29 protein-coding genes are annotated in these 22,438 nt (G+C 56.5%); 20 read left to right on the top strand and 9 right to left on the bottom strand.

Translation table 11 applies throughout. The features are described 5' to 3' along the window. Window positions 1-47: 47 nt before the first annotated feature. Window positions 48-689 carry a TetR family transcriptional regulator gene (locus tag ACNSOI_RS14545; protein ID WP_138437043.1) on the bottom strand — a complete coding sequence of 214 codons (642 nt, stop codon included), beginning with the start codon at window positions 687-689 and terminating at the stop codon, window positions 48-50. 27 nt (window positions 690-716) lie between these two features. Continuing rightward, window positions 717-1,478, bottom strand: a complete 762-nt coding sequence (locus ACNSOI_RS14540; RefSeq protein WP_420194352.1) for an SDR family NAD(P)-dependent oxidoreductase — start codon at window positions 1,476-1,478, stop codon at window positions 717-719. Window positions 1,479-1,711: 233 nt separating this feature from the next. Between ACNSOI_RS14540 and ACNSOI_RS14535 the strand changes: the two genes are divergently transcribed. The 4 genes from ACNSOI_RS14535 to ACNSOI_RS14520 all read left to right on the top strand — a co-directional run bounded on the left by ACNSOI_RS14535 (window position 1,712) and on the right by ACNSOI_RS14520 (window position 5,469). Further along, window positions 1,712-2,092 carry a DUF6152 family protein gene (locus ACNSOI_RS14535; protein WP_061333674.1) on the top strand — a complete coding sequence of 127 codons (381 nt, stop codon included), beginning with the start codon at window positions 1,712-1,714 and terminating at the stop codon, window positions 2,090-2,092. A gap of 8 nt (window positions 2,093-2,100) precedes the next feature. Continuing rightward, the gene (locus ACNSOI_RS14530; RefSeq protein WP_420194351.1) at window positions 2,101-2,586 is read left to right on the top strand and encodes a hypothetical protein; all 486 of its coding nucleotides are present in this window, start codon (window positions 2,101-2,103) and stop codon (window positions 2,584-2,586) included. A gap of 39 nt (window positions 2,587-2,625) precedes the next feature. Further along, window positions 2,626-4,374: a DEAD/DEAH box helicase family protein gene (locus ACNSOI_RS14525; protein WP_420194350.1), complete on the top strand. Its 1,749-nt coding sequence runs from the start codon at window positions 2,626-2,628 to the stop codon at window positions 4,372-4,374. 330 nt (window positions 4,375-4,704) lie between these two features. Beyond that, window positions 4,705-5,469 (top strand): hypothetical protein, encoded by a 765-nt coding sequence (locus ACNSOI_RS14520; RefSeq protein WP_420194349.1) that lies wholly within the window; start codon window positions 4,705-4,707, stop codon window positions 5,467-5,469. A 111-nt stretch (window positions 5,470-5,580) separates the two neighbouring features. On the opposite strand, the gene ACNSOI_RS14515 is transcribed toward ACNSOI_RS14520, so the two are convergent. Then, window positions 5,581-6,321, bottom strand: a complete 741-nt coding sequence (locus ACNSOI_RS14515) for a helix-turn-helix domain-containing protein (RefSeq protein ID WP_420194348.1) — start codon at window positions 6,319-6,321, stop codon at window positions 5,581-5,583. 80 nt (window positions 6,322-6,401) lie between these two features. Between ACNSOI_RS14515 and ACNSOI_RS14510 the strand changes: the two genes are divergently transcribed. From ACNSOI_RS14510 to ACNSOI_RS14500, 3 genes are all read left to right on the top strand, one after another. Next, window positions 6,402-6,851 carry a hypothetical protein gene (locus tag ACNSOI_RS14510; RefSeq protein ID WP_152438829.1) on the top strand — a complete coding sequence of 150 codons (450 nt, stop codon included), beginning with the start codon at window positions 6,402-6,404 and terminating at the stop codon, window positions 6,849-6,851. 87 nt (window positions 6,852-6,938) lie between these two features. Next, window positions 6,939-7,643, top strand: a complete 705-nt coding sequence (locus tag ACNSOI_RS14505) for a class I SAM-dependent methyltransferase (protein ID WP_061333683.1) — start codon at window positions 6,939-6,941, stop codon at window positions 7,641-7,643. A 103-nt stretch (window positions 7,644-7,746) separates the two neighbouring features. Next, window positions 7,747-8,667 carry a bifunctional transcriptional activator/DNA repair enzyme AdaA gene (locus tag ACNSOI_RS14500; protein WP_152438828.1) on the top strand — a complete coding sequence of 307 codons (921 nt, stop codon included), beginning with the start codon at window positions 7,747-7,749 and terminating at the stop codon, window positions 8,665-8,667. A gap of 5 nt (window positions 8,668-8,672) precedes the next feature. Here ACNSOI_RS14500 and ACNSOI_RS14495 read toward each other — a convergent pair whose 3' ends face one another. Beyond that, window positions 8,673-9,665, bottom strand: coding sequence for an MBL fold metallo-hydrolase (locus ACNSOI_RS14495; protein WP_152438827.1), 993 nt, complete (start codon window positions 9,663-9,665; stop codon window positions 8,673-8,675). A 16-nt stretch (window positions 9,666-9,681) separates the two neighbouring features. Here ACNSOI_RS14495 and ACNSOI_RS14490 point away from each other — a divergent pair, with 16 nt between their 5' ends. Further along, window positions 9,682-9,933 (top strand): hypothetical protein, encoded by a 252-nt coding sequence (locus tag ACNSOI_RS14490; protein ID WP_420194347.1) that lies wholly within the window; start codon window positions 9,682-9,684, stop codon window positions 9,931-9,933. 19 nt (window positions 9,934-9,952) lie between these two features. Here ACNSOI_RS14490 and soxR read toward each other — a convergent pair whose 3' ends face one another. Further along, entirely contained in the window at window positions 9,953-10,420 is a 468-nt protein-coding gene (gene soxR, locus ACNSOI_RS14485) for a redox-sensitive transcriptional activator SoxR (RefSeq protein WP_152438826.1), read from the bottom strand. Window positions 10,421-10,563: 143 nt separating this feature from the next. Between soxR and ACNSOI_RS14480 the strand changes: the two genes are divergently transcribed. From ACNSOI_RS14480 to ACNSOI_RS14470, 3 genes are all read left to right on the top strand, one after another. Further along, entirely contained in the window at window positions 10,564-11,205 is a 642-nt protein-coding gene (locus ACNSOI_RS14480) for an MBL fold metallo-hydrolase (protein ID WP_106694866.1), read from the top strand. A gap of 64 nt (window positions 11,206-11,269) precedes the next feature. Next, complete coding sequence (locus ACNSOI_RS14475) at window positions 11,270-11,881, top strand: class I SAM-dependent methyltransferase (protein ID WP_106694867.1); 612 nt, start codon at window positions 11,270-11,272, stop codon at window positions 11,879-11,881. A 65-nt stretch (window positions 11,882-11,946) separates the two neighbouring features. Continuing rightward, entirely contained in the window at window positions 11,947-12,381 is a 435-nt protein-coding gene (locus ACNSOI_RS14470; RefSeq protein ID WP_152438825.1) for a DUF4399 domain-containing protein, read from the top strand. An 11-nt stretch (window positions 12,382-12,392) separates the two neighbouring features. On the opposite strand, the gene tenA is transcribed toward ACNSOI_RS14470, so the two are convergent. Next, complete coding sequence (gene tenA, locus ACNSOI_RS14465; protein WP_152438824.1) at window positions 12,393-13,061, bottom strand: thiaminase II; 669 nt, start codon at window positions 13,059-13,061, stop codon at window positions 12,393-12,395. Window positions 13,062-13,162: 101 nt separating this feature from the next. Here tenA and ACNSOI_RS14460 point away from each other — a divergent pair, with 101 nt between their 5' ends. Beyond that, window positions 13,163-13,618: a GatB/YqeY domain-containing protein gene (locus ACNSOI_RS14460; RefSeq protein WP_152438823.1), complete on the top strand. Its 456-nt coding sequence runs from the start codon at window positions 13,163-13,165 to the stop codon at window positions 13,616-13,618. A 53-nt stretch (window positions 13,619-13,671) separates the two neighbouring features. On the opposite strand, the gene ACNSOI_RS14455 is transcribed toward ACNSOI_RS14460, so the two are convergent. After that, window positions 13,672-14,340: a glutathione S-transferase gene (locus tag ACNSOI_RS14455; RefSeq protein WP_152438822.1), complete on the bottom strand. Its 669-nt coding sequence runs from the start codon at window positions 14,338-14,340 to the stop codon at window positions 13,672-13,674. A gap of 192 nt (window positions 14,341-14,532) precedes the next feature. Between ACNSOI_RS14455 and ACNSOI_RS14450 the strand changes: the two genes are divergently transcribed. After that, entirely contained in the window at window positions 14,533-15,171 is a 639-nt protein-coding gene (locus tag ACNSOI_RS14450) for an SDR family oxidoreductase (protein WP_106694872.1), read from the top strand. A 3-nt stretch (window positions 15,172-15,174) separates the two neighbouring features. Here ACNSOI_RS14450 and ACNSOI_RS14445 read toward each other — a convergent pair whose 3' ends face one another. After that, a complete protein-coding gene (locus ACNSOI_RS14445) occupies window positions 15,175-16,074 on the bottom strand; it encodes a hypothetical protein (RefSeq protein ID WP_286251344.1) in 900 nt (299 codons plus the stop codon). Between the two features lie 111 nt (window positions 16,075-16,185). On the opposite strand from ACNSOI_RS14445, the gene ACNSOI_RS14440 reads away from it, so the two are divergent. Genes ACNSOI_RS14440 through ACNSOI_RS14430 form a run of 3 tightly spaced genes read left to right on the top strand, consistent with a single transcriptional unit; the run spans window position 16,186 to window position 18,043 of the window. Continuing rightward, a complete protein-coding gene (locus ACNSOI_RS14440; protein WP_138437062.1) occupies window positions 16,186-16,572 on the top strand; it encodes a DUF2750 domain-containing protein in 387 nt (128 codons plus the stop codon). Between the two features lie 26 nt (window positions 16,573-16,598). After that, window positions 16,599-17,294, top strand: coding sequence for a VWA domain-containing protein (locus ACNSOI_RS14435; RefSeq protein ID WP_138437063.1), 696 nt, complete (start codon window positions 16,599-16,601; stop codon window positions 17,292-17,294). Window positions 17,295-17,332: 38 nt separating this feature from the next. Continuing rightward, entirely contained in the window at window positions 17,333-18,043 is a 711-nt protein-coding gene (locus ACNSOI_RS14430; protein ID WP_420194346.1) for a DnaJ domain-containing protein, read from the top strand. Window positions 18,044-18,126: 83 nt separating this feature from the next. Here the strand turns inward: ACNSOI_RS14430 and ACNSOI_RS14425 are convergent, their stop codons facing one another. Continuing rightward, on the bottom strand, window positions 18,127-18,795 hold the full coding sequence (locus tag ACNSOI_RS14425; RefSeq protein WP_286251339.1) for a PEP-CTERM sorting domain-containing protein: 669 nt from the start codon (window positions 18,793-18,795) through the stop codon (window positions 18,127-18,129). A gap of 296 nt (window positions 18,796-19,091) precedes the next feature. Here ACNSOI_RS14425 and ACNSOI_RS14420 point away from each other — a divergent pair, with 296 nt between their 5' ends. The 4 genes from ACNSOI_RS14420 (at window position 19,092) to ACNSOI_RS14405 (ending at window position 22,258) form a co-directional block, all read left to right on the top strand. Beyond that, on the top strand, window positions 19,092-19,436 hold the full coding sequence (locus ACNSOI_RS14420) for a PBPRA1643 family SWIM/SEC-C metal-binding motif protein (RefSeq protein WP_286251337.1): 345 nt from the start codon (window positions 19,092-19,094) through the stop codon (window positions 19,434-19,436). A 28-nt stretch (window positions 19,437-19,464) separates the two neighbouring features. Next, the gene (locus ACNSOI_RS14415; RefSeq protein ID WP_058092217.1) at window positions 19,465-19,896 is read left to right on the top strand and encodes a DUF3010 family protein; all 432 of its coding nucleotides are present in this window, start codon (window positions 19,465-19,467) and stop codon (window positions 19,894-19,896) included. Between the two features lie 36 nt (window positions 19,897-19,932). Beyond that, on the top strand, window positions 19,933-20,391 hold the full coding sequence (locus ACNSOI_RS14410) for a DUF4112 domain-containing protein (RefSeq protein WP_106694878.1): 459 nt from the start codon (window positions 19,933-19,935) through the stop codon (window positions 20,389-20,391). Between the two features lie 127 nt (window positions 20,392-20,518). Next, a complete protein-coding gene (locus ACNSOI_RS14405) occupies window positions 20,519-22,258 on the top strand; it encodes an N-acyl-D-amino-acid deacylase family protein (protein WP_420194345.1) in 1,740 nt (579 codons plus the stop codon). The last annotated feature ends 180 nt before the right edge of the window (window positions 22,259-22,438 follow it).

Here is a 22,438-nt window from a genome sequence, read left to right as displayed (position 1 = left end):
CTGGTAGTTAGGTGTACGATAAACCTGACAATCGAACCTTCGATTTGTTACGAAATAAATGCCTCGGTCAAAACGCCCAGATGTTGCCGTAGGGTGTCTGAAAACTCCAGTTGGAACACGGTCAGCGGTTCTTTCTGCATGGCCTTGCGGGCCGGCTCCGGTGGGTGGCACATGTGCCAACTGCCGATCAGCGCCTGCTGGCATTGCATCAGGTACCGCAGGCAGGCGGCTTCTTCCTGGCCGGTAGCTGCCCCGATAATCGTGCTGATGCGGCGGGTTTGAGCCAGAAGGAAGAGTTTGAACTCCCGGGCTTCGTCTTCGCTCAGGCCGGTTTCCAGGGCAATGTGCAGGATTGCGGTCAGGCCGCAGAATACGGGATGAGCCAGAATGTGATCAACAAACCGCTCCGGGAAACCTGCCGGGCCGGAGGCTTCCACTTCTGACACCCAGTCCGACATGGCTCGGCGGTACACCGCAATGAACAGTAGCTCCTTGCTGCGGAAATAACGGTACAGGGCGGCTTTGGTGACCCCGGTTTCCCGGGCCACGTCTGCCAGCGTGACGCCATGGAACCGATGCTCCAGAAACAGGTCTTCCGCCGCATTGAGTATCTGTTGTTCCCGCAGCGCCTTATCCGACTCGGAACGGGCGCGCTGTTTACCACCGCATAGTCTGTACTTCAAAACCACCTCAAATCACTCGATTGTTGGCCGCGTTCAGGCTTGTAGCCAGCCGGCCAGGCGCCGTGTTACGGCCCGGGGCGAGAGTTTACCAGACCATACCATCAGCAGGTTACGCAGCCCGGGAATCACGATGGCTTTTCGGCGCTGGGCAAGGGACTTCTTGACCACCGCTTCAGCGGACATGGTGCCGGCTTTAAACAGTTTGGTGTTGGTCATGTGGGCTTCCTGGGCAAATTCCGACTCTGTGGCACCCGGGCACAGCGTACTGACGGCAACGCCTGAGCCCTTTAGCTCCTCATGCAGTGCCTCGGAGAAGGAGAGTACGAAGGCCTTGGTGGCGTAGTAGATGGCCATATTGGGGCCGGCTTGGAACGCCGCCAGAGACGCTACGTTAATTACAAAGCTGCCTGGCTGCTTGCGCAGCGCCGGCAACAACTGCCAGGTGAGGGAGACGAGGGAGGTAACGTTCACCTGGATCATAGCCAGTTGCCGTTCAAGCTCGATGTCGGCAAAGGCACCACGATCGCCAAACCCAGCGTTGTTGATCAGGCCAGTGAGGGCCCAGCCGCCATCGTTCAGTTGCTGGGCCAGTGCATCGGTGCCTGCCTGGTTTGCCAGATCGGCTTTCAGAACAATGGCGTCTATTCCGTGCTGTTGCTTCAACTCGGCAGCCAGCGTGTTAAGGCGCTCTTCCCGACGGGCTACCAGAATCAGGTTTTGTTTTTCGGATGCCAGTGCTCGGGCGAAACACTCACCAATTCCGGCGCTGGCGCCGGTGATAATCACGTATGACATGCTCTTCTCCATTTAAGTGAACTGTGGTTATTTAATATACGCCGGCGCTTTCGGCATGTAAATAACCTTTGGTTACTTATGTTTTGGGGCCAATCCGGGGAACCGAAGTCTTCCGTGCTGCTTTGCTGGGGAATCTGTCCTAGTCTGGTGACAGGGCATCCTCGTATTTGCTCAATAGGTTGATGTAAAACCTGAGTGATTGCTTTGACACTATCGCGACAGGAGGACTAATCATGCCTCAGCTTCGTTTCATCTTTTTGCTGAGTACTGCAGTGTTTGCTGTATTTCTGGCCACCTCGACAGCTCAGGCACATCACGGTTGGGCCTGGGCCACAGATGAGGAATTCGAAATCACTGGTGTTATCCAATCGGTGCGCCTCGGGAATCCCCATGGCGAGGTGACGATACGCGCGGATGGTGAGGATTGGGTGGTGGAAGTGGGTCAGCCCTGGCGTAATGAGCGGGTTGGACTGACCAGGGAAATGTTGAGCGAGGGGCGGGAGATTACCGTGCATGGTCACCGTTCGGCCCGGGAGGGTGAACGGTTAGTGAAGGCCGAGCGCGTTGTGATCGACGGTCAGGACTTCAATCTTTACCCTGGCCGTGCTTCCTGAGCCCGGGGATGATTGAACCGGCGTTGAGCCTCATCCAGGAGTTGGCTTTGGTCTCGGCCTTGCGTAATTCCACGTTCATGTACCCGTTGGTAAACGCTGGGCATATTCTCGGGGTTGCAATGCTGGTTGGCGGTATTGTGCCGCTGGATCTGCGTTTGCTGGGGCTTTGGCGCAGGTACCCCGTGACAATGTTCGTAGATGTACTTCGAATAACATCGGCGATGGGGCTGGTGCTGGCGATTGTTTGCGGGCTGCTGCTATTCGCCACGGCAGCCGTGGACTACGCGGGTTCGTGGCTGTTCCAGGCCAAGATCGCGCTGGTGCTGTTGGGTGTGTCGAATGCTTTGGTACTGGGTAAGGTATTGAAGCGCCGGGATGTGGAGAACCTGCCTCTGATGGCGAAAATGCCTTTTCCTGTGCGAGTGGGGGCGGCGTTGTCTTTGTTTGTATGGATTGGTGCGCTGACTCTTGGGAGGTTATTGGGGTATTTTTGAATCGATACTGAATAAATGCAGTAAAGAGGTTTAAGTCTTTTGCTCATACACCTTCGCCCCTACCAGCAGGAAGCTGTCGACGCCACGCTGAATCATTTTCGCAAATCGGACGAATCTGCCGTGATCGTGCTGCCTACCGGCGCCGGCAAAAGCCTGGTGATTGCCGAACTGGCCCGCCTTGCTCGCCGTAAGATTCTCGTACTCACACACGTGAAAGAGCTGGTGGAGCAGAACCATTCCAAATACGAGGGGTATGGGTTAGCCGGTGGCATCTTCTCCGCTGGGTTAAAACGCAAAGAGAGCCAGCATCAGGTCACCTTTGCCAGTGTGCAGTCGGTAGCGGCGAACCTGGATCAGTTCCGGGATGAATACTCGTTGGTGATCATCGACGAGTGCCACCGGGTCAGCGGTGAGGAAACCAGTCAATATCAACAAATCATTGACCTGTTAAAACAGCAGAACGACTCCCTCAAAGTGCTCGGGCTGACTGCGACGCCCTATCGCCTGGCCATGGGCTGGATCTATCGCTATCACTACCGGGGCTTTGTTCGTAGTGAAGAGGACAAGCCCTTCCAGCACTGCATCTACGAACTGCCGTTGAGCTATATGATCAATCGTGGCTATCTCACCCGGCCGGAGTTGGTGAACGCCGCGGTGGCGCAATACGATTTCTCGTCGCTGGCTCAGAACCGCTTTGGTGAATACGCCGAGAAAGACGTCAACCAGCTGCTGAGCAAACACAAGCGGGTGACCCGCGCCATTATTGATCAGGTGGTGGAGCTGGCCGCTGAACGTCAGGGGGTGATGGTATTCGCGGCAACGGTGGAGCATGCGCGGGAGATCACCGGCTACTTCCCGGAGAACCAGACCGCCCTGGTGACCGGCGCCACCGACCAGAAGGATCGGGACCTGCTGATTCAGCGCTTCAAGCAGCGGCAGCTAAAGTACCTGGTGAATGTGTCTGTGCTCACCACGGGCTTCGATGCGCCCCATGTGGACCTGATCGCCATACTTCGGCCCACCCAGTCGGTGAGCCTGTATCAGCAGATGGTGGGCCGAGGTCTTCGCCTGGATGACGGCAAAAAGGACTGCCTGGTGATTGATTACGCCGGCAACCATATGAACCTGCATCACCCGGAGGTTGGGGAGCCGAAACCAAATCCAGACAGTGAACCGGTGCAGGTGTTCTGCCCGGGCTGTGGGTTTGCCAATATTTTCTGGGGTAAAACCGACAGTGACGGCCAGGTGATTGAGCATTACGGGCGCCGTTGCCAGGGGCTGCTGGAGCCCGTGGAGGGGGAGAGCGCGCGTGCCTTGCAATGCGACTACCGTTTTCGCTTCAAGGAGTGCCCCCACTGTGGTGGCGAGAATGACATTGCGGCCAGAAATTGCGGGCACTGTCATAAAGCGATTATCGACCCGGACGATCAGCTAAGGGATGCCCTGAAACTCAAAGATGCCATGGTGATTCGTTGCGCCGGGATCACCCTGGGCCTTGGCGGAAGCAAGCTGAAGATGACCTACCACGGTGAGGATGGGGAGGAGCTTGGCGAGTCGTTTGATTTCAGCAAGCCGGCACAGCGCCACGTGTTTAACAAACTGTTCGGCCGCAGATTTGCTAACGGCCAGGCTCCGAAAACCTTCGGTAAGGCGGAGGAGGTACTAGAGTTGCAAGCTCTGTTGCCGGCGCCGGATTTTGTGATTGCCCGTAAGCAGAAACATTATTGGCGAGTGCAGGAGCGGATATTTGATTATCGGGGGCAGTATCGGAAAGCGAATGAGGTGTGATGCCCTAAAGGAGTGGAGTGGGAGGAGCAGCCGGGACTAATTTACTTCTCCAAGCTAACGCAGTTCTAGCCGCTTCTTTTGCAATATTCTGAGACTCTGCACAAAGGTTTATTTGGTTGCCTGATTTAGAATTACGTCAAACAAATGGATAAGTAAATTCACTATGGAGTAGGTGCCTTGTTGAATCGATATCAGTCTGTGCTCCGGGTTGTGACGGCTGGATTGTTCCTCGGAGTTTTGGGGTGCGGAGGCACTACTCCCGCTGATGATCCGATACAGGCCGGTGGTTCTGACGAAGGCTCCCAGGTGCCGTCTCTCGGAACTCTGTCTTTGGATAACGCGCAGGAAATCAGCAGACAGGCAACGAAGTCTGTCATCGAGGCGCTTTCATTACATCAGTATGTCCGCGCCTATGAAGGCCTCTATCCATGGAGTCAGATTCTTCATGTTATTTGTTTAGAAGGGGAGGCCGACTTTGCTTACGGTGTTAAATCGCCGGTTGATGATCCTCAGGGTAATGAGCTTTTTGGTTCCAGGTTCGATTTTGACAGCTGTATGAAATCAGAGGATCAGATTTACCAGGGGACGCTGGGGGTGTACTGGAACTCTGAGTCAACGGCCTATGTCGTGGAGCTGGAACACTTTGCAGTATCTGACGCCAACACGATAACGCCGCGAATGTCCTCGGGGGTGTTTGTGCTTTCAGTCAATGAAGGCTCGGCCTTTCAAAGTGAAATCTCAAATTTGGTCCGAGAGGATGGCTCGGAAGTGCCGGTCATTGGGTTCGATGCGGCTCTGGTCTATCAAAATGATGGGCTAAAAAAGCTGCAGTGGGGCGGGCTGCTTTCACTGGCGGAGCATGGAAGCTTTGAACTCTGGCCGGGCGACGGGGAATCCTCGCGATCCGTCATTTCAGATGGGGAGAGCCTGTTGTATATCGATTTTGGTTCGATGAACAGTAACATCATCGACGCATCTCTGGACTTGGGAGCTGATGGAGCAATGGACGCGCTGTGGCCGATCAATCTGAATGACTTGAGGGAGGAAGGCGCGGGGCTCATCTTCCTGAGAGACTTCGCCGCAGGGTACAACTAGCAAACGCTGGAAGATGGGCCTGATGTCCCCTAAGCTCGCTGAGACGCATGCCAACCCTACGATGGCCGTTAACTCTGCCATTTTTCCAAGAATGAGATTCCTCTTCAGGCGTTAACGCAGAACCTGCAACCCTTGCAGGCCCCGAAGCACCCGTGACGGCGCGATGCCAATCATATCCTGAAACATCCGGCTGAGGTGTGCAGAATCGTGCAGGCCCGCGCTAAGGGCTGCCTCGGTGAGCGACTGGTTCTTCGCTACGTGGTAGAACACGGAACGCAGGCGCGACCAGCTTCGGTAACGCCGGAAACTGATGCCCACTTCCTCCCGGAAAAGATGGTTGAATCGCGATTCCGATAAGTGCACCTGGTTGGCCAGATTGGCGCGGTTGAAGGGTTGGTCTCCCGCTTCCCGCAAGTAGTCAAGGCTTCGGGCAATGCGGTTGTCCAGCTCGGCTCGGTGCCCAAGCGCCGACGCGGGGAGGAGTTGGGACATGTCAAAGGATTGCAGCCTTCGCTCCAGACTTCTCGGCCGCGCGGGAGAGGGGATTGGGTCGAACACCAGCGGGCGATCACTCAGCCACCCTGCTTTCAGGAGTCGGGTCTCCAGCGCATCCGGTTCCAGGTAGAGGGAGGCTATGTACTCACCTCCGCTATCCAGCCCGTGCTTCACATCGGCATTCACCAGGGCGCTGTGGCAGGTCTCACGGCGACCATCCGGGAAATGCAGCGTGATGGGGCCACTCAGGCCAATCAAGAGCACCGGCGCGGCATGTGCGTGCATTCTTGCCGGAGGGAGCTCACCCAGGAACAGAGCCCGGTCACGCGCCAGCCAGATGCGTTTTTCCTGTGTCATCGAATAGCCCAAACGTACAAGTTGTACCGGAGCTTGTCCGGCATACTTCAGCCTCACAACTATAACCAAGGAGTAAATGTATGTCTCTGGCCGAAAAGATCTGTCTTTCAGCGGCGTTCCTGTTCTTCATGACGGGGCTTCTCACTGGCATCTGGAAATACCGGCACATGGCCCGAAGCGAGGACGCTTCGTCGCCGACCTATGTCGACATCGCTCACCGCAGTTCACTACTCTACAGCTTTGCGGCACTGCTGTTGGCTGCGTTCAGCGCCCGCAGTGTTTTTGCGGACTGGGTTAACGTTGTGGCGGCTGTCTCGGCCTTAGCGTTTTTCGCCTTTGCCATCGGCACCTATATCCTCCATGGCCTGCTTCAGGATACCGACAACCAACTGCGCCGCCCTCATCGCTTGGGAAAGCGACTTCTACCGCCCTGGATGACTGGGGTGTTCATGATGCTGCTGATACTCGGGGAAGTGGGTGGTAGCCTGGTTTTGGGACTAGGAGCGATGCTTGGCATCTGGCAGGGCTAGAGAGGCTTGTTTGCCATTCGTCACTGCAGCACCGCTGGCCGTTGCTGCAGGTTACAATGGGGCATTTGAAGCGCTGCGGAGCCCCTGATGTCCCTCAAAAAGACCCCAGATCTCTATGAAAAGTTGATTGTCCAGGCATGGGATGAGAACGGGAGGGCCTGGATTGATGCCGTTCGGGATCACGGAATCCGTGCGCCGGGCGTGGCGTCGCGTGACGCTTTGCTTGCCGCAATCAATGACCATGTTCAGCCGAACTCTCGGGTCCTGGATGTGGGATGCGGAGAGGGCTGGTTAGTGGATTTACTGACCGGGTCCGGTTTTCGTGCCGTCGGCGTGGATGCATCCCGCGAGCTGATCGAATACGCCCAAGAGCATCGCAAGGGGCATTATGTGGTTGGAGATCAGTCTGATCTCGCTAAGTTGGGGCTTGGAATATTTGACTTGGTCGTCTGTAACTTTTCACTGTTTGGCGACGAAACTGTGCGCCGATGCGTTATGTCTGTCCCTCAAATGCTGACCCCAGGCGGCGTGTTGATTATCCAGACACTGCACCCGATGATGTTCAGCGGAAACGAGGTGGCCAAGAGCGGTTGGCGGGAAGGCACCTGGGCCGACTTGCCCGGCGATTTCGGTGAACCGTCTCCTCTTTATGTTCGGACACTGGACGACTGGAGCCGGTTATTCAGTGAGGCGGGTTTAGGCGTTTCCCGGATGCTGGCACCAACTGCAGGAAATGCCGATCCCAAGAGCCTGATTTTTGTTGTTTCCCGATGCGAGAGGACTGGCCAGTAAACGTCGGCTGGCTTGGCAAGGAGTAACAGGGCAAGAATCGGATGGAAACGCCTGGCAATGTCCGTTGTAATAACCCCGTGCTTGGCGAATATAGGGGAATGACATGCCGTTGCCAGTGGAGCAGGAGATGCGGGCTGTCCTGGAATCCGGGGACGACCGCCAGGAGGGGGATTCACGAATGACCCGACTGGTAAGAATCGCACATTATATTGAAACGCACGCAGACGAGCCTCTGACGCTGGCAGGCTTGGCGGCTATTGTTGGGCTTTCTCCCTCGCGGTTACAAAGGCAATTCAAGGAAGCGTTTGGCGTTTCTCCCAAAGCCTATCAGGACGCGGTGCGGATGCGCCGGTTCAAGCAATCCCTGAAAGATGGCGATAAGGTCACGGATGCGATCTTTGCCTCTGGGTTTGGGTCCGTCAGCCGGGTTTATGGGGAAGCGCATCGAAATATTGGAATGCCGCCCAGGGCCTATCGGGCTGGGGGTGAGGGTGAGGTCATCGTTTACGCTTGCCGACCCACCTCTCTGGGCTTGATGACGATGGCTGCAACGGCGAGGGGCGTCTGTTTTGTCCAGTTTGGTGACAGTGAGTCCTCGTTGGTGAGTGGTTTGAAAGCAGAATTCCCCAAGGCCGAAGTGAGGGCGTCACCGGCCCGGAATGCCCCGGAGCTTGATGCCTGGGTGGAGGCTTTGGATCAACACATCAGCCAAGGCGCCCCGAGGCCGGATCTGCCGCTGGATATGCGAGGGACGGCTTTTCAGATGAAGGTGTGGCAATTCCTGTTGAGCATCCAGGAAGGCGATGTACTTAGCTATAGCGAATTGGCCGCGAAGATCGACAAGCCCAAAGCGGTGCGGGCCGTGGCCTCTGCCTGCGGCAAAAACCGGATAGGCGTACTGATTCCCTGTCACAGGGTGTTGCGGGGTGATGGCGGGCTTGGTGGGTATCGTTGGGGCTTGGAGAGAAAGCGAGCGTTGCTTGACGCAGAGCAGAAACAGCAGAGAGCTGACGACGGTTCTTAGGGAGGCTACGTTGGCGACCAGACTTCTCCATGTTGCATTACCCGAAACTCCGATTCGCTCAACCCTTGTCTCTCCAGCGCCAGCCGCAGTCGCCGTGGTGGCTCATCCATGGGCTCATCAGTGAGTACGAAGGTGCCCCAATGCATGGCGACGGATTGGCGGGCGCCAATGTCCTGATGAATCCTGACCGCCTCTTCCGGTGCCACGTGCACCGGGGCCATGAACCAGCGCGGGTCGTAAGCGCCGATCGGTAGCAGCGCCAGATCAATGGGTGAGAACAGCTCGCCGATATGCCTGAATATTCCGCCGTAGCCGGTGTCCCCGGCGAAATAGAGACGGAAATCGTCGATTTCCAGAAGCCAGCTACACCAGAGCGTGGTGTTGGTGTCCGTTGCGGTGCGGCCGCTGAAGTGCTGGGCTGGCAGGCAGAACACCTCCTGATCGTCGGCTATACGGTCAGACCGCCACCAGCCCAGTTCTACCAGGTTATGGATGCCGCGTTTTTCAAACCAGGGGCGCAAGCCCATGGGAATACAAAAGCGCAGGTGTGTCCCGAAGCGCCGGTGCAACTGGCGCACGGTTGCTTCGTCCAGATGGTCGTAGTGATTGTGTGAAATCAATACCAGGTGGATTGGTGGCATGTCTGCTACGGTCAGGGCCGGCGGTGTGTGCCGCTTTGGCCCGATCAACTGGAAAGGGCTGGCACGGTCTGACAATACCGGGTCGGTCAGCACGTTCAGGCCCCGATGCTGGAACAGGAAAGACGAGTGCCCCAGCCAGACCAGTTGTGGCTTTTGGGGTGGCTTTGCCAGCAAATGGCCATCCGGGCGTAGCAGCGTGAAGCGTTTACCCTGCGGGAAGCGGCGGCCTGGCGCCAATTGCCAGCGCAGGAAATCCCCCAGGCCGTGGCGGGGCACCGGCTCCAGGTTTCGATACCTTCCCCCATGGCAATGGGGTTCTGCGGCAAGGGCAGCAAGGCGTTCACGGTTGATGGTCATGGGTTAGGCTCGCCGGTTGGAATCAGTTCAGCATTATATTTTTGTTTCAGATAGACTGGGAGCGCTGATTCTGGCACTTAAGCCAAGACCTGATATGGAAAACAATATGAGTAAGAAAGCTGTTAAAGCTACCTTAACATCTGCCGAAATTGAAGCGCAGACTGCAGCCTTTTTAAAGTCCGGCGGTCGTGTTGAGCAGGTGGGCAAAGGTAAAAGTGGGCAACTGACTTCCACCGGCACAAAGCAGATCAACCTGAAAAGCAATTGATGATCTCGGGGTAACCCGGTTACTCGGCATCCGGCTCCAAGAGCCGAGCCCCGGGGCCTCGCTCGCCCAATTCATCCCAGGGGTTCCTTAGCCGGCAGGCGTCGATAGACAGGCAGCCGCAGCCAATGCAGTCGCTGAGTTGGTCCCTCAGTCCGGTGAGCATGTCTATGCGGCGGTCCAGGTCTGCCCGCCAGAGCTCTGAAAGGTGTTTCCAGTCGTCAGCGGTAACAGTGCGATCCGTTGGCAGTGCGGCCAGGGCATCGCCGATCTCGGCCAATGGAATCCCAAGCCGCTGCGCCACCTTGATCACGGCGATTCGCCGTAACACATCTCTCTGGAAGCGCCGCTGGTTGCCCGCGTTGCGCCAGCTCTTGATCAGCCCCTTTTGTTCATAAAAGTGGACGGCCGATACTGCCACGCCGCTGCGTCTGGCAACTTCCCCAACACTGAGCGTGGCTCGCAGCTCCTGGTTATTTTCTGTCTTCATGATTGCCTCCGAGGGGCTTGGTCTGGCTATTCTCCCGATAGCCATTTTCCATGATTCTGTTCGTTGACCTCAACTTAACTTTAGGTATTAGGCTGGCGGTGCAGTGACTAACTGTTCAATCAGTGACTATTCAGGAGGATGTCATGAAACAGATTTTTCCAGACCTTTGGCAAACTGACGTCGAGAATCCATTCCCCGGACTTACCACCCACGCCTATCTGCTGACGAGAGAAGAGGGCAATGTGCTCTTCTATAACACCGGTCACGAGTATGAAATTGATGCCATGGCCACCCTAGGTGGCGTTGATTGGCAATTGTTGAGTCATCAGGATGAATTGGGTAAGTCGCTCTTGCGGGTGCGTGAACGCTACGGAGCCAAGCTGGGCGGGCATGCACTTGAGCGGGAATCCTTCGCGGAGATCCTGGAGCCGGATGTTCTGTTCACTGGAAGACAGACTCTGGCTGGCAACATCGAGGTGATTCCAACCCCTGGCCACACACCTGGCAGTACTTGTTTTCAGGTGAGATCGGCGACTGGTAAGACCTACCTTTTCACGGGCGACACGGTTTATCGAAACCGAAAAGAGCAATGGAGCAATGGCTTCATAAAGGGTTGGAGTGACTGTGACACTCTGGTGGCCAGCTTACGGATGTTGCGTGAGTTGCAGCCAGATGTGGTCATTTCCAGTGCATTTGCCGACAAGGACGGTTACCAGGAAATGTCGCCAAACGATTGGGCACGCCACGTGGATAGCGCACTGCAGCCTTTGCTTACGGCTGGGTAAGTCGGGTTAAGGGTCGCACTGCTATACTCGATGAACAGTTGAGGTCGTTAGTGGGGCGAGCGAAATGGATGGAGGAAGTGGCGAGCCGAAGGCCGATTCGAGCCGGAGGACGAATCCGGCGGCCTTCTTTCGCGGATTCCTGCGGGAACCGGGCCAGGTGGGCTCTGTTATCCCCAGTTCAAGATTTCTGGAGCAGCGAATCGTTGAGGCGTCTGGTCTATCTGTCGCCCGACAGGTCGTAGAGCTGGGCCCCGGTACGGGCGGCACCACGCGCGCGTTTCTTCGTCACCTGGGGCAAGACGCACGGCTTCTCTCAATCGAGCTGAGCCCTTTCTTCCATGAGTTGCTTGGCGACATTGTTGACCCCCGCTTTTGCAACCACCTGGGCAGCGCCGAGGATCTCACCGAGATTCTGGCTGTTTACGATATGCAACAGCCAGATGTGATCATCTCTGGGATTCCCTTCTCAAAGATGCCGGCAGCTGTGGCTCATCGTGTCGTACAGGCGGTGAATGACAACCTGGTAGAGGGCGGGCGGTTTATCGCCTACCAATTCCGGAGAGATGTCGCCCGGTTTACCGATCCGGTCATGGGGGCTCATACCAGCTGTACGCTGGAACTGCTGAACATTCCGCCCATGCGGGTATACAGCTGGATTAAAGGTGAGGGTGGTTGAGTTTTTCATAACCGGGAAAGTTAACCTACTATTAGGGAGTGGTTCACTCACTGAAGGAATAGGTTATGAACACCATGATCAGGACACAGCGTGTCACGTTTGGTTTGATCCTTGCCGCTTCGATGGTCGCCGGTGCCCATGGAGCAACGCCTGCGCCTGAGGGGGCGGCGGTGTATTTTGTGACACCGCTCGACGGGCAAACAGTGAGCTCTCCGGTGACGGTAAGGTTTGGCCTGGAGGGCCTGGGCGTTGCGCCCGCGGGCGTGGAGCGCGAGAAAACCGGGCACCACCATCTGCTGGTTAATGTGGATGACCTGCCCCCGATGGACAAACCGATCCCTGCGGATGAACGGCATATTCATTTTGGGGGAGGCCAAACCCAGACCACTCTGGAGTTAGAGCCGGGCGAATACACGCTCCAGCTTTTGGTGGGTGATCACCTGCATATTCCCCATGAGCCGCCGGTGATGTCTGAGAAAATCACCATCACGGTGGAGTAGTGGGCGCAAACCTAGTCGCGCAGATGCAGGCCCATATCCCAGAAGTCGATTTCCAGCCGGGTGGCATCCCGGAAGATGTGGGATAGCTGTTCAAATCGGCTCGGGGTTACGTCCGCCAGCCGTTCATCCAGCCAGCGGATTTCCGCCTGCATGGCGCCTTGGAATTCGTCACTTTCGTACATGGCGATCCAGGCATCGTAGGGGTTGCCCTCGCCCCGCAGGGTTTCTGCGCGCTGGTTCAGCCAGTTGGCGATCTCGCCGTAGCCGACCATGCAGGGCGATAGGGCCACGTGCAGGTCCAGCAGGTCGCCGCGATTGCCTGTATCCAGCACGTAGCGGGTGTAGGCGAGGGTGGCGCGGGCTTCGGGCAGGTTGTTAAGTTCCTGCTCTGAGATTCCCCACTTTTTGCAATAGCTGATGTGTAACCCCAGCTCGGTATCCAGAATGGCCATCAGCCCGTCTTTGGCTTGCAACAGGTCAGCCAGGGTTGGGCTTTTGTAAGCCGCCAGGGCATAGGCCCGGGCAAACTGGATCAGGAACAGGTAGTCCTGTTTCAGGTAATGCTGGAAAGCATCCGGGGCCAGCGAGCCGTTACCCAGCTGCTGCACAAAACTGTGTTCGATGTAATCCCGCCACTCGTTGGGGAAGGCGTTTTTGAGGTCTTCGAACTGATAGGGCATTGAAACTCCATGGCGGTGGTTGTCGAGTTGGTTTTGAGGGCCCAGGGCTGGTTCTTTGATATTATGCCCACACTCTTTTTCCTTCAAACAGGAGCCCAACCATGGCACAAGCATCTCTCAAGGAACAGCTCGGCAATGCGGTGAAAGACGCAATGCGCAGCAAAGACAAGGACCGGCTGGTTACTCTGCGTATGGCCCAGTCTGCCATCAAGCAGATTGAAATTGATGAGCGCCGCGAGCTGAGTGACGACGATGTGCTGAAGGTGTTGGACAAGATGCTAAAACAGCGCCGGGATGCCGCCAGCCAATACGATGACGCCGGCCGGGGTGAGCTGGCGGACAAGGAACGGGCGGAAATGGCGATTATTGAGGAGTTCATGCCGGCGGCGTTATCCGAGGAAGAACTGGACGGCTTGATTGCTGAGGCGATCAGCTCAACCGGTGCCCAAGGTATGCAGGATATGGGGAATGTGATGAACGAGCTGCGCCCGAAAGTGACGGGCCGGGTGGATATGGGGCAGTTGAGCAAGAAGGTGCGGGCCGCACTGGCGGGCTGAGCACCGCCCCCTTTTGTTTTGAAGGCGAGGGCCACGGGCCCTCGCTGCTATCCTCAGGCGAAGTCGTACTCGCCGCCTTTCTCAAGGGCCCGCTGGTAAGCCGGCCGGGCATGTACTCGCGCCACCCAGGCAGAGATGTGGGGGCGGCTTGCACCCACAATACCGCGTGCCACTGAGGCTTCCAGCGGGAAGCTCATCTGGATATCGGCTGCGCTCAGTTCGTCCCCCAGGAACCAGGTGTTCTTCGCCAGGTGCGCTTCCACAAAGTCCAGATGGGTTTTGATCATAGGGCCGATGAATATCTGGTTTGTCTTGTCGGCGATGCCTTTCGCCACCGGCCGGATGAAAAATGGCATCGGACTGGTTTTCACTTTTTCAAACACCAGGCGCATGACCAGCGGCGGCATCAGTGAACCCTCGGCGTAATGCATCCAGTAGGTGTAGTCCAACCATTGCTGGCCGCCGTTTTCGGGCAGCATGGTGTCTTTGCCGTAGGTGTGGGCCAGGTATTCAATGATGGCGCCGGATTCTGCCACCACCAGATCACCGTCGGTAATCACCGGCGATTTTCCCAGCGGGTGCACCTTCTTCAGGCTGGCGGGGGCCAGCATGGTTTCAGCGTCGCGCTCGTAACGTTGAATTTCGTAGGGCACGCCCAGTTCTTCGAGCATCCAGAGAACCCGTTGTGAGCGGGAGTTGTTGAGGTGGTGGACTGTAATCATGCGGAAGCTCCGTTCCCGTTAAAAAGAGTGTTCGGGTAGTAGAATAGTGTGTCAGCGGCCTTTTGGTTCACCTTTGATGTAATTCATTTTTAATGATGCTTCTGAATAAACCGCTTTTGTGGCTTGAATTGCGTTCAGCGGGCACTCAACTATAAAAGATACATACGCTGAACAGCGAAGCAGGAGGTCTACATGCACGTGTTTATAGCAGGCGCCAACGGGCAGATCGGGCAACATCTGTTGCAGGAGATGGCAAACAGCAATCATGAGGCCCGAGCGTTGGTCCGTCATCCCGATCAGGGGCCGGAACTGCAGAAGCTGGGCGCCACCGAAACCGTATTGGGGGATCTGGAGCACGACTGCAGTGAGGCCATGCGCGGCTGTGATGCCGTCATCTTTACCGCGGGTTCTGGCCCTCATACTGGCCCGGATAAAACCATTGATGTGGATCAGGACGGTGCTATCCGCCTGGTAGACACTGCCAGGGCCATGGGTATAAAGCGGTTCATCATGGTGAGCAGTATGCGCGCCGAGGAGCCGGAGAAGGGCCCCGAAAAACTTCAGCACTATCTTCGGGCCAAGCGAAATGCCGATGAACACCTGAAGAACAGCGGCTTGAATTACACCATTGTGCGGCCGGGGCGGCTGACCAATGATGACGGTACCGGCAAGGTGGCGGTGAGTGAACGGCTGGCCTCTTTCGCGGAGATTCCCCGGCAGGACGTGGCTCGGGTGCTGCTGGCCGTGCTGGACTCGGATAACACGGACAACCGGGTGTTCGATGTGGTTTCAGGCGACACGCCGGTGGTTGATGCCCTGGCAAAGCTTTAATTCCTACCAGCTGAGCATCACCCGGCCGAAGATACGATCGCCGAGGCGAATATCCCGGGTGCCCGCGTTCAGATCCTGGTATCGAACGCGGGTGTCGATACTGGCGCCTAGCCCCAGCACAACCGCAGGCCACGAATCATTGCCAAAGCCGAGCCGGTAGCTCAGTTCCGCCCGCCATTCCCGAAGATACAGCGCGCTTTCAACCTCGCGGGACTTGTCGAGTGTGGCCCAACGGTCGCCCGCGCGCTCCATCCGGATGGTCCAGCGATGATCGGCGTTTTGCCATTGCAGCAAAACGGGCAAATCCATCAACCAGTGGCCGTTATCCGTGGACTGCGCCCATCTCAACCGCGGCAGCCAGCGGAACGAACCGAAGCGATGATCACCGCCAACACCCACGCTCACGGCTGAGCCCTCGTGCCAGGCCCTGAATACAGCGAGGCGGCCATTGAGTACCTGGCGGTGGAAGTCCTGATGTTTGAACATATTGGAGGTGCCTGCGACGCCCACTTGAGTCTCCAGGTGATAAAGGTTGTGTTGCCACTCGCCCCCGAATGTCAGCCGGTGCAGGTGGCCGTTGTGGGCCGGAGTGCCCGTGCGTATGCGAAGCGGCTGGTAATCGTAGTCCAGGCCAACGGTGGAGGTTGCGCCTTGATAGCGCCAGCCCAGCTCCCGCTGGGAGCGGCTGACGTCTTTGGCGGTGGGCTCTTTGCCGGGCCAGCTATACGGTTGCCAATGACGATACTGCAGGTAGAAAGTGCCTGCAGCGTTAACCGGGCCAGGTTGCGCAAGTGAGATTAACAGTATGGCCGTTGCAGCTGCTTGTGTTGCTGTGGGCCGATGTCTGCTTTGGGCACTGGAGTCGCGGAACACCATGGGGCCTGCCATTGTTCGGGGTGTCATCTAACCATAGCGCTTGTTCAGGCAAGTTGGTTTCTTTCCTGATAGGCTTCAGTTTATACATGGCCGCTTCGGGCGGTGAAACCGGTATTGGTTCCCTATAATGGAGTCTTCATGAGCGATAACCCCTTGGCCCAGATTCTTGAGATGGATGGCGAGGAACGGTATGACTACTTTCTGGATGCCGTCGCCGACGAGCGCGAAATCTGGATTCTGATCAATACCGACAATCAGTTTTTGAAAATTGTCTCGGAAGAGGACGGTGTTGGGTATTTGCCAGTTTGGCCGGGTGCTGAGTTCGCGGCGGATTACGCCAAGGATTCCGGCGACCTCTCACCGAAGGCGGTCTCTTTGCCTGACTTCTTCAAGAAGTGGGTGCCAGGTTTAACCCGGGACGGCTTGGAAGTGGGTGTCTTCCCCGGTGGTGAGGGGGAATTATGGATAACCCCGGCGGAAGAACTCAAGCGTGATCTGCAAGAGGTGATGTCGAGCTCGTTCTAGTCTTACATGGGAGGTGGCGGAGGCTTATGGCTGATAAAGAGCTACGTACCAAATCCGATAAACAGGCCATCGACCAGTTTATCCACCAGGTTCGCACGCTGCCCGCGAAGGGGGGTGGTGAGGGGCGCCTGATCTTCGCCCTGGATGCCACCGCCAGCCGGGAAGCAACCTGGGACCAGGCCTGCCATCTTCAGAGCGAGCTGTTCATGGCTACCAAAGATTTGGGAGGCCTGGCCATTCAGCTGTGTTATTACCGTGGCTTTGGTGAGTTCAAGGCGACCGGGTTTGTGAATGAGACCGGCCAGCTGCTGAACCTGATGAACGGCGTGTCTTGCCTGGGTGGCCGCACCCAGATTAGCCGGGTGTTGGCCCATGCGGTGAAGGAAACCCGGGCAAAAGCGGTAAAAGCCGTGGTGTTTATCGGCGATTGTTGCGAGGAGCCGGTGGATGAGCTTTGCCACTCCGCGGGCGAACTGGGCCTGTTGCGAACGCCGGTGTTCATGTTCCACGAGGGGCATGATCCCCACGCCAAGGCGGTGTTCCAGCAGGTGAGCAAGTTGTCTGGCGGCGCTTACGTACCCTTTGACCGAAACAGCCCGCAGGTACTGAAGGATCTTATGGCGGCTGTCGCGGTCTATGCTTCCGGGGGAGCAAAAGCCCTGGAGGATTTTTCCAGCCGCAGCTCTGCGGAAGTGAAACGTCTTACTCAGCAAATCCGCTAGCATTTGCTGAGTAGACTGAGAGAACCCGGAGTATCTGAGTGCCACTAACGCTGTTGGTTATTGTGTTAACGGTTGTTGCGTGGGTCTGGCTGCGCAGCCAGCCGGCCAGTCAACGCAAACCGGCGATTATCAAGCTGACGTTGATTGTTGGGATCGGGTTGGTGTTGGTTATGGCTGTTACCGGCCGGCTGCATTTTCTGTTCGCGTTATTGGCGTTTCTTTACCCGCTGTTGCGCAGGGTGTTGCCGTCAATACTGACTGGGAACCTACCGGGCGGTGGCCAGGCGAAAACGGGTAATCAATCCCGGGTCGCCAGCGATATCCTGGAAATGAGCCTGGACCACGATTCCGGAACCATGAGCGGCAAGGTTCTTAAAGGCCGAATGGCCGGGCGAGCGTTGTCGGATCTGAGCGAGAGCGAATTTCTGGAGCTTCTGCAGTACTGTCGTATGGAAGACGAAGACTCGGCCCGCTTGCTGGAAACCTATCTGGACCGCCGTTTTGGTGATTCCTGGCGCGCGGATGATCAGGGCGATACCGCTGGCAGCGAATCCGGCCAGCAGTCACGGGCGGGCGGCCCGCTTACCGAGGCCGAAGCGCTGGATATCCTTGGCCTGGAACCCGGCGCCAGCGAAGAAGAGATTGTTCAGGCCCATCGCCGGATGATGCAGAAAATGCATCCGGACCGTGGCGGTAGTAATTATCTGGCGGCACGTATCAATGAGGCGAAGGAGCGGCTTCTAAGCTGATGGGGCGTGCACAGTTCCAGTGAGAAAGCCTGGGTGTCGATGTGTAAAAAGCATCGACACCCAGGCTTTTTTCCCTGACAAAGTTAGCCTTTTCTGCGCCGAGAAACAGCTAAACCGGCAAGCCCAAGCCCCAACAGGGCAAGTGTGCCAGGTTCCGGTACTTGAGCAATCCTTGCCCACGCGTGGTTATCGCTTTCAAACGCGTTTTGAGAGCTGATCAGTTTTACTGTATCGAACAGAGAATCACCGAAAAAGAAGTTGATATAGCGATTGTCGTTAAGGCTAACCTGATTGCCCTGAACCAGAATATTTGGATCAATCGATTGCAGGAACTGGCCGCCAATTGAAGCCAATAAGTCTTGGCCATTGTAGAATTCGAGAGTGTTGTAATTGTCGATGGACCCCCAGTAAAGTCCAAAATAGTTAGCTGTAGTGCCCAGACCGAAGATTGCGGAACCTGCATTCTGTGCGTCTGGCACAGTGAGGTATAGGTTAGGATCATCATTTGGGGATGGAATGCCCGCCGGAGCCGCGTATTGGCCACTTTGAGACCCTGTCACCACGCCAAAATCGCCGGAGCAGGAGGCATAGCCTGCACATGGTGCGGCCGTTTGAAAATCCAGGATAGTAGCGCCGGCAATGCCCGTCTCGTAGATACCGGCTTCAGATACAGTGATCTGGACAGCGTGGGCGCTTGTAGCGGCTCCGATGCTTAACAAGCCGGCAGCAATAACTGATTTGGTCACTTTCATGGTCGATCAACTCCTTTACTACATTAGGAAGGTCCGTTTAGCGGCCTCGGCCAGTGCGGTTTTCAGCAAGAGCCGGGCCATCAAAGAGGAGTTCTTTTGTTTCAAAGGATTACTGGCACCATGAAATCTTCTAAAAGATGAAGTGTATTAAATGTCGACACTTCCAGGGTGGTCGGGATCTGTTGCCATTGCTTGTGCCTATATATTCGACGCCGTAAGCATGCTAAAACGACTCGGCTCTGCGGCTGCAGCAATTCTTGGAGCTGTTAGGCCTCCCCTTTCATCAGGATATCAGCATGTCAGACAAGTTCTTTTATAAAGGCCGGCAGGATGCTCGCCAGCATCACACCGATTACGGCGGGTTTAAGACCAAGGCCAGTCAGAAAAGCGGCAGCAAGAAATTTCCGCTAACGCTGGTGGTCACCAGTGAGGCACGCAAGCAAGAGATCGAAGCCCAGGTGGCCGAGGCCGGGCTGCATGCCAACATTACCGTAGACAGCCGCGAGGGTGCGGTTGAATCCATAGCCGAGCTGACGGTACTTCTGAACAAGGTTGCGACGGTCGTCACCACGAAAACGCCGTCTCGTAACGACCCGTGCAGTTGCGGTAGTGGCTTGAAGTTCAAAAAGTGCTGTGGCTGAAGGTGTGGCGAACAAAGAGAGCAACATTATGATTATTTGTGGCGTTGAACTTACCGCGAGCGACGCAGTGCTGTGTTTGCTGAAACTGGATCGGGGGCTGATCAGCTTGCCGGAATGCAAGGTGCGCAAGCTATCGCTGGTTAAAAACCACACCCGCGAAGACCTGAAACAGTTCCAGGCGGCGTTCGCGGAACTGATGGCAGAGCACGAGGTAACCCGTGTCGCGATCAAGGAACGCATGCCCAAAGGCAAGTTTGCTGGCGGAGCCATCAGCTTCAAACTGGAGGCGACGATACAGCTGATTGCCGACCCGGATCTGGACGTTAGATTGCTGCCTCCTGCTCTGATCAAATCTACGCTGGCTGCCAACCCGCTGCCCATTCATTTTGAAGCGACCGGTTTGAAAGCCTTCCAGGAAACCGCCTTCACCGCAGCCTATGTTGGATTGATGGCGAAGTAATGGGGCGTTATCCGCAGAACGGCGTTTGGAGCGAGCATGGCGAAGCAACCCACTGAAGCCCAGCAGCGGGCTACGTTGAAGCGGCTGGATAAGTTCAGCCGTTTGATGGACAGCAGCATTGGCATTCCCTTTACCCGCTTCAAGTTTGGCGTCGAAGCCATTATTGGGCTGGTGCCGGTGGTGGGAGACTTCGTAGGCTTGGTGTTGTCGAGTTATGTCCTGATCGAAGCGCATCGGGTTGGCGCAAGCAAAGCCGTGAAGCGACGCATGCGGCGCAATATGATTATCGATTTTTTGGGCGGCCTGTTACCCGTGGTTGGCGACGCCTTTGATGCCATCTACAAAGCCAATACCCGCAACACTGGATTGCTCAGAACGTACCTGGAGCAACAGTTGGCTGTTGAGCCAACACCACCGCCATTCCCCTGGAAGACGCTGATAGGTTTGTCAATTCTGCTCGCGCTGTTTACCGGCGGATTAACGTTGATACTCTGAGACCTGTTTTGCGGCGATAATCGTCCGCTCTTGAGCTATCCTGATTAGTCTCAGGCCAGACACTGCATCGCATTTGATTCTGGCCAATGCCCTGACAATAACAAGACCAGTGAAAGGGAACACCGCTATGGCTCACTACGACTTCATTATTGAAGGTGGCCGCTATTTCGATGGCACCGGCGCCCCGGCTTCCATCCGCACTCTGGCGATCAAGGATGGCCGAGTTGCCAAGGTCACTGATGAGGCCATCGATCATGCTGAGGCTGACCGTGTGATTGATGCCTCGGGCAAATGGGTGACGCCGGGGTTTCTGGATACTCACACCCATTACGATGCTGAGCTGCTGGTTAGCCCCAGCCTGTCGGAATCCGTGCGCCATGGTGTAACCACAGTGCTGGTGGGCAGTTGTTCCCTGAGCATGATATGCAGTGAGTATGAGGACGCTTCCGACATTTTCACCCGGGTGGAAACCGTGCCCCGGGAGCGCGTGTTGCCGATTCTGAAGGAACACAAAACCTGGTCTACCCCCAAACAATGGGTGGAGCATGTCAAACAGGTGCCGTTGGGGCCAAACGTGATCAGTTTTCTGGGGCACAGTGACCTGCGGGTGGGTGTTATGGGCCTGAGCCGGGCCACCGACCTGGCGATTCAGCCCACCGAGGACGAAATGCAAACCATGGAACGATTGCTGAAAGAGGCCCTGGATGAAGGCTTCCTGGGGCTCTCCACCATGTGCCTGAAATGGGACAAGGTGGACGGCGACCGGGAGTGGTCCAAGAGCCTGCCCAGCACATACGCTAAATGGAAAGAGGTAGCGCGCCTGAACAGGCTGGTGCGCCAGTATAACCGTGTGCATCAGGGGGCGCCGAATGCCGCCACGCCGCTACAGATTCTGCAGTACGTGCGCGAATGCCTGGGTTGGTTGCGCCGGCCCCTGAAGACGACACTGATCAGCCAGATGGATCTTAAGGGCAGTGCCTACCTCACCAACCTGACCCGCCTGACCTCGGTATTTACCAATGCGTTACGGGGGGATTTCCGCTGGCAGGTGTTGCCCACGCCGTTCACGGTGTATGCCGACGGCATTGATGTGGTGTTTTTTGAGGAGTTCGGTGCTGGCGAAATGGCCCTTGACCTGAAAGATGCGGTTGAGCGCAACGAGCTCCTGAAAGACGAGGCGTACCGGCGTAAGTTCCGTAAGTTCTATGGCGAAAAACTGAGCCCGAGGGTGTGGCAGCGCGACTTTGGTGACGCCATGATCATCGACTGCCCGGACCAATCCCTGATCGGAAAGAACTTCGCGGAAGTGGCCAAGGCCCGGGGCGTCCACGTGGTGGACCTGTTCCTGGACCTGGTCGTGGAGTTCGGCAAGAAAATTCGCTGGTATACCACCGTGGGTAACCACCGGAAACAGGTACTCAAGCGGATCGTCAAAGACCCCCGCTCGCTCATTACCTTCAGCGACGCCGGCGCTCATATCCGCAATATGGCGTTCTACAACCTGTCGCTACGCATGTTGAAATTGGTGCATGAATCCATTGAGGAAGGCGACCCGATCATGACCATGGAGCAGGCCGTTCACCGCCTGACCGGGGACCAGGCCGACTGGTTTGGCATCGACGCCGGGAAAATCCGGGAGGGAGACAAGGCCGACGTGGTGGTGCTGGACCCGTCAGGATTTAACCAGAACCTCGAGCAGGTGCACTGGGGTGACATGGAAAATTTCGACCTTCAACGCCTGGTTAACCGCAACCCCGGAATCGTGAAAACCGTACTGATCAACGGCAAGCTGGCGGTGGATGACGAACAGCTGGCTCCCGCATTAGGGCGGGAGATGGGGTATGGAAGGTTTATCCCGGCCAGGTGAAATGCCCTCGCTATGGCGAGGTCTGGGTTCAATGTTGACAGAAGCAGGGCAGGTCAGGGATACGCTGGTACCTGACAACCTGCGGGTTCTCATAGCTAATGATATGTTATAACATAACATTTAAAGCGTCATCTTGGTGTGCTTGCGGCCGGCGCAACTTCGATATCCACAGTTGATCAA

The organism is Marinobacter sp. GH_1 (genome assembly GCF_048595985.1).
Classification (GTDB): domain Bacteria; phylum Pseudomonadota; class Gammaproteobacteria; order Pseudomonadales; family Oleiphilaceae; genus Marinobacter; species Marinobacter shengliensis.
This window is presented reverse-complemented; position numbering and strand designations above follow the sequence as displayed.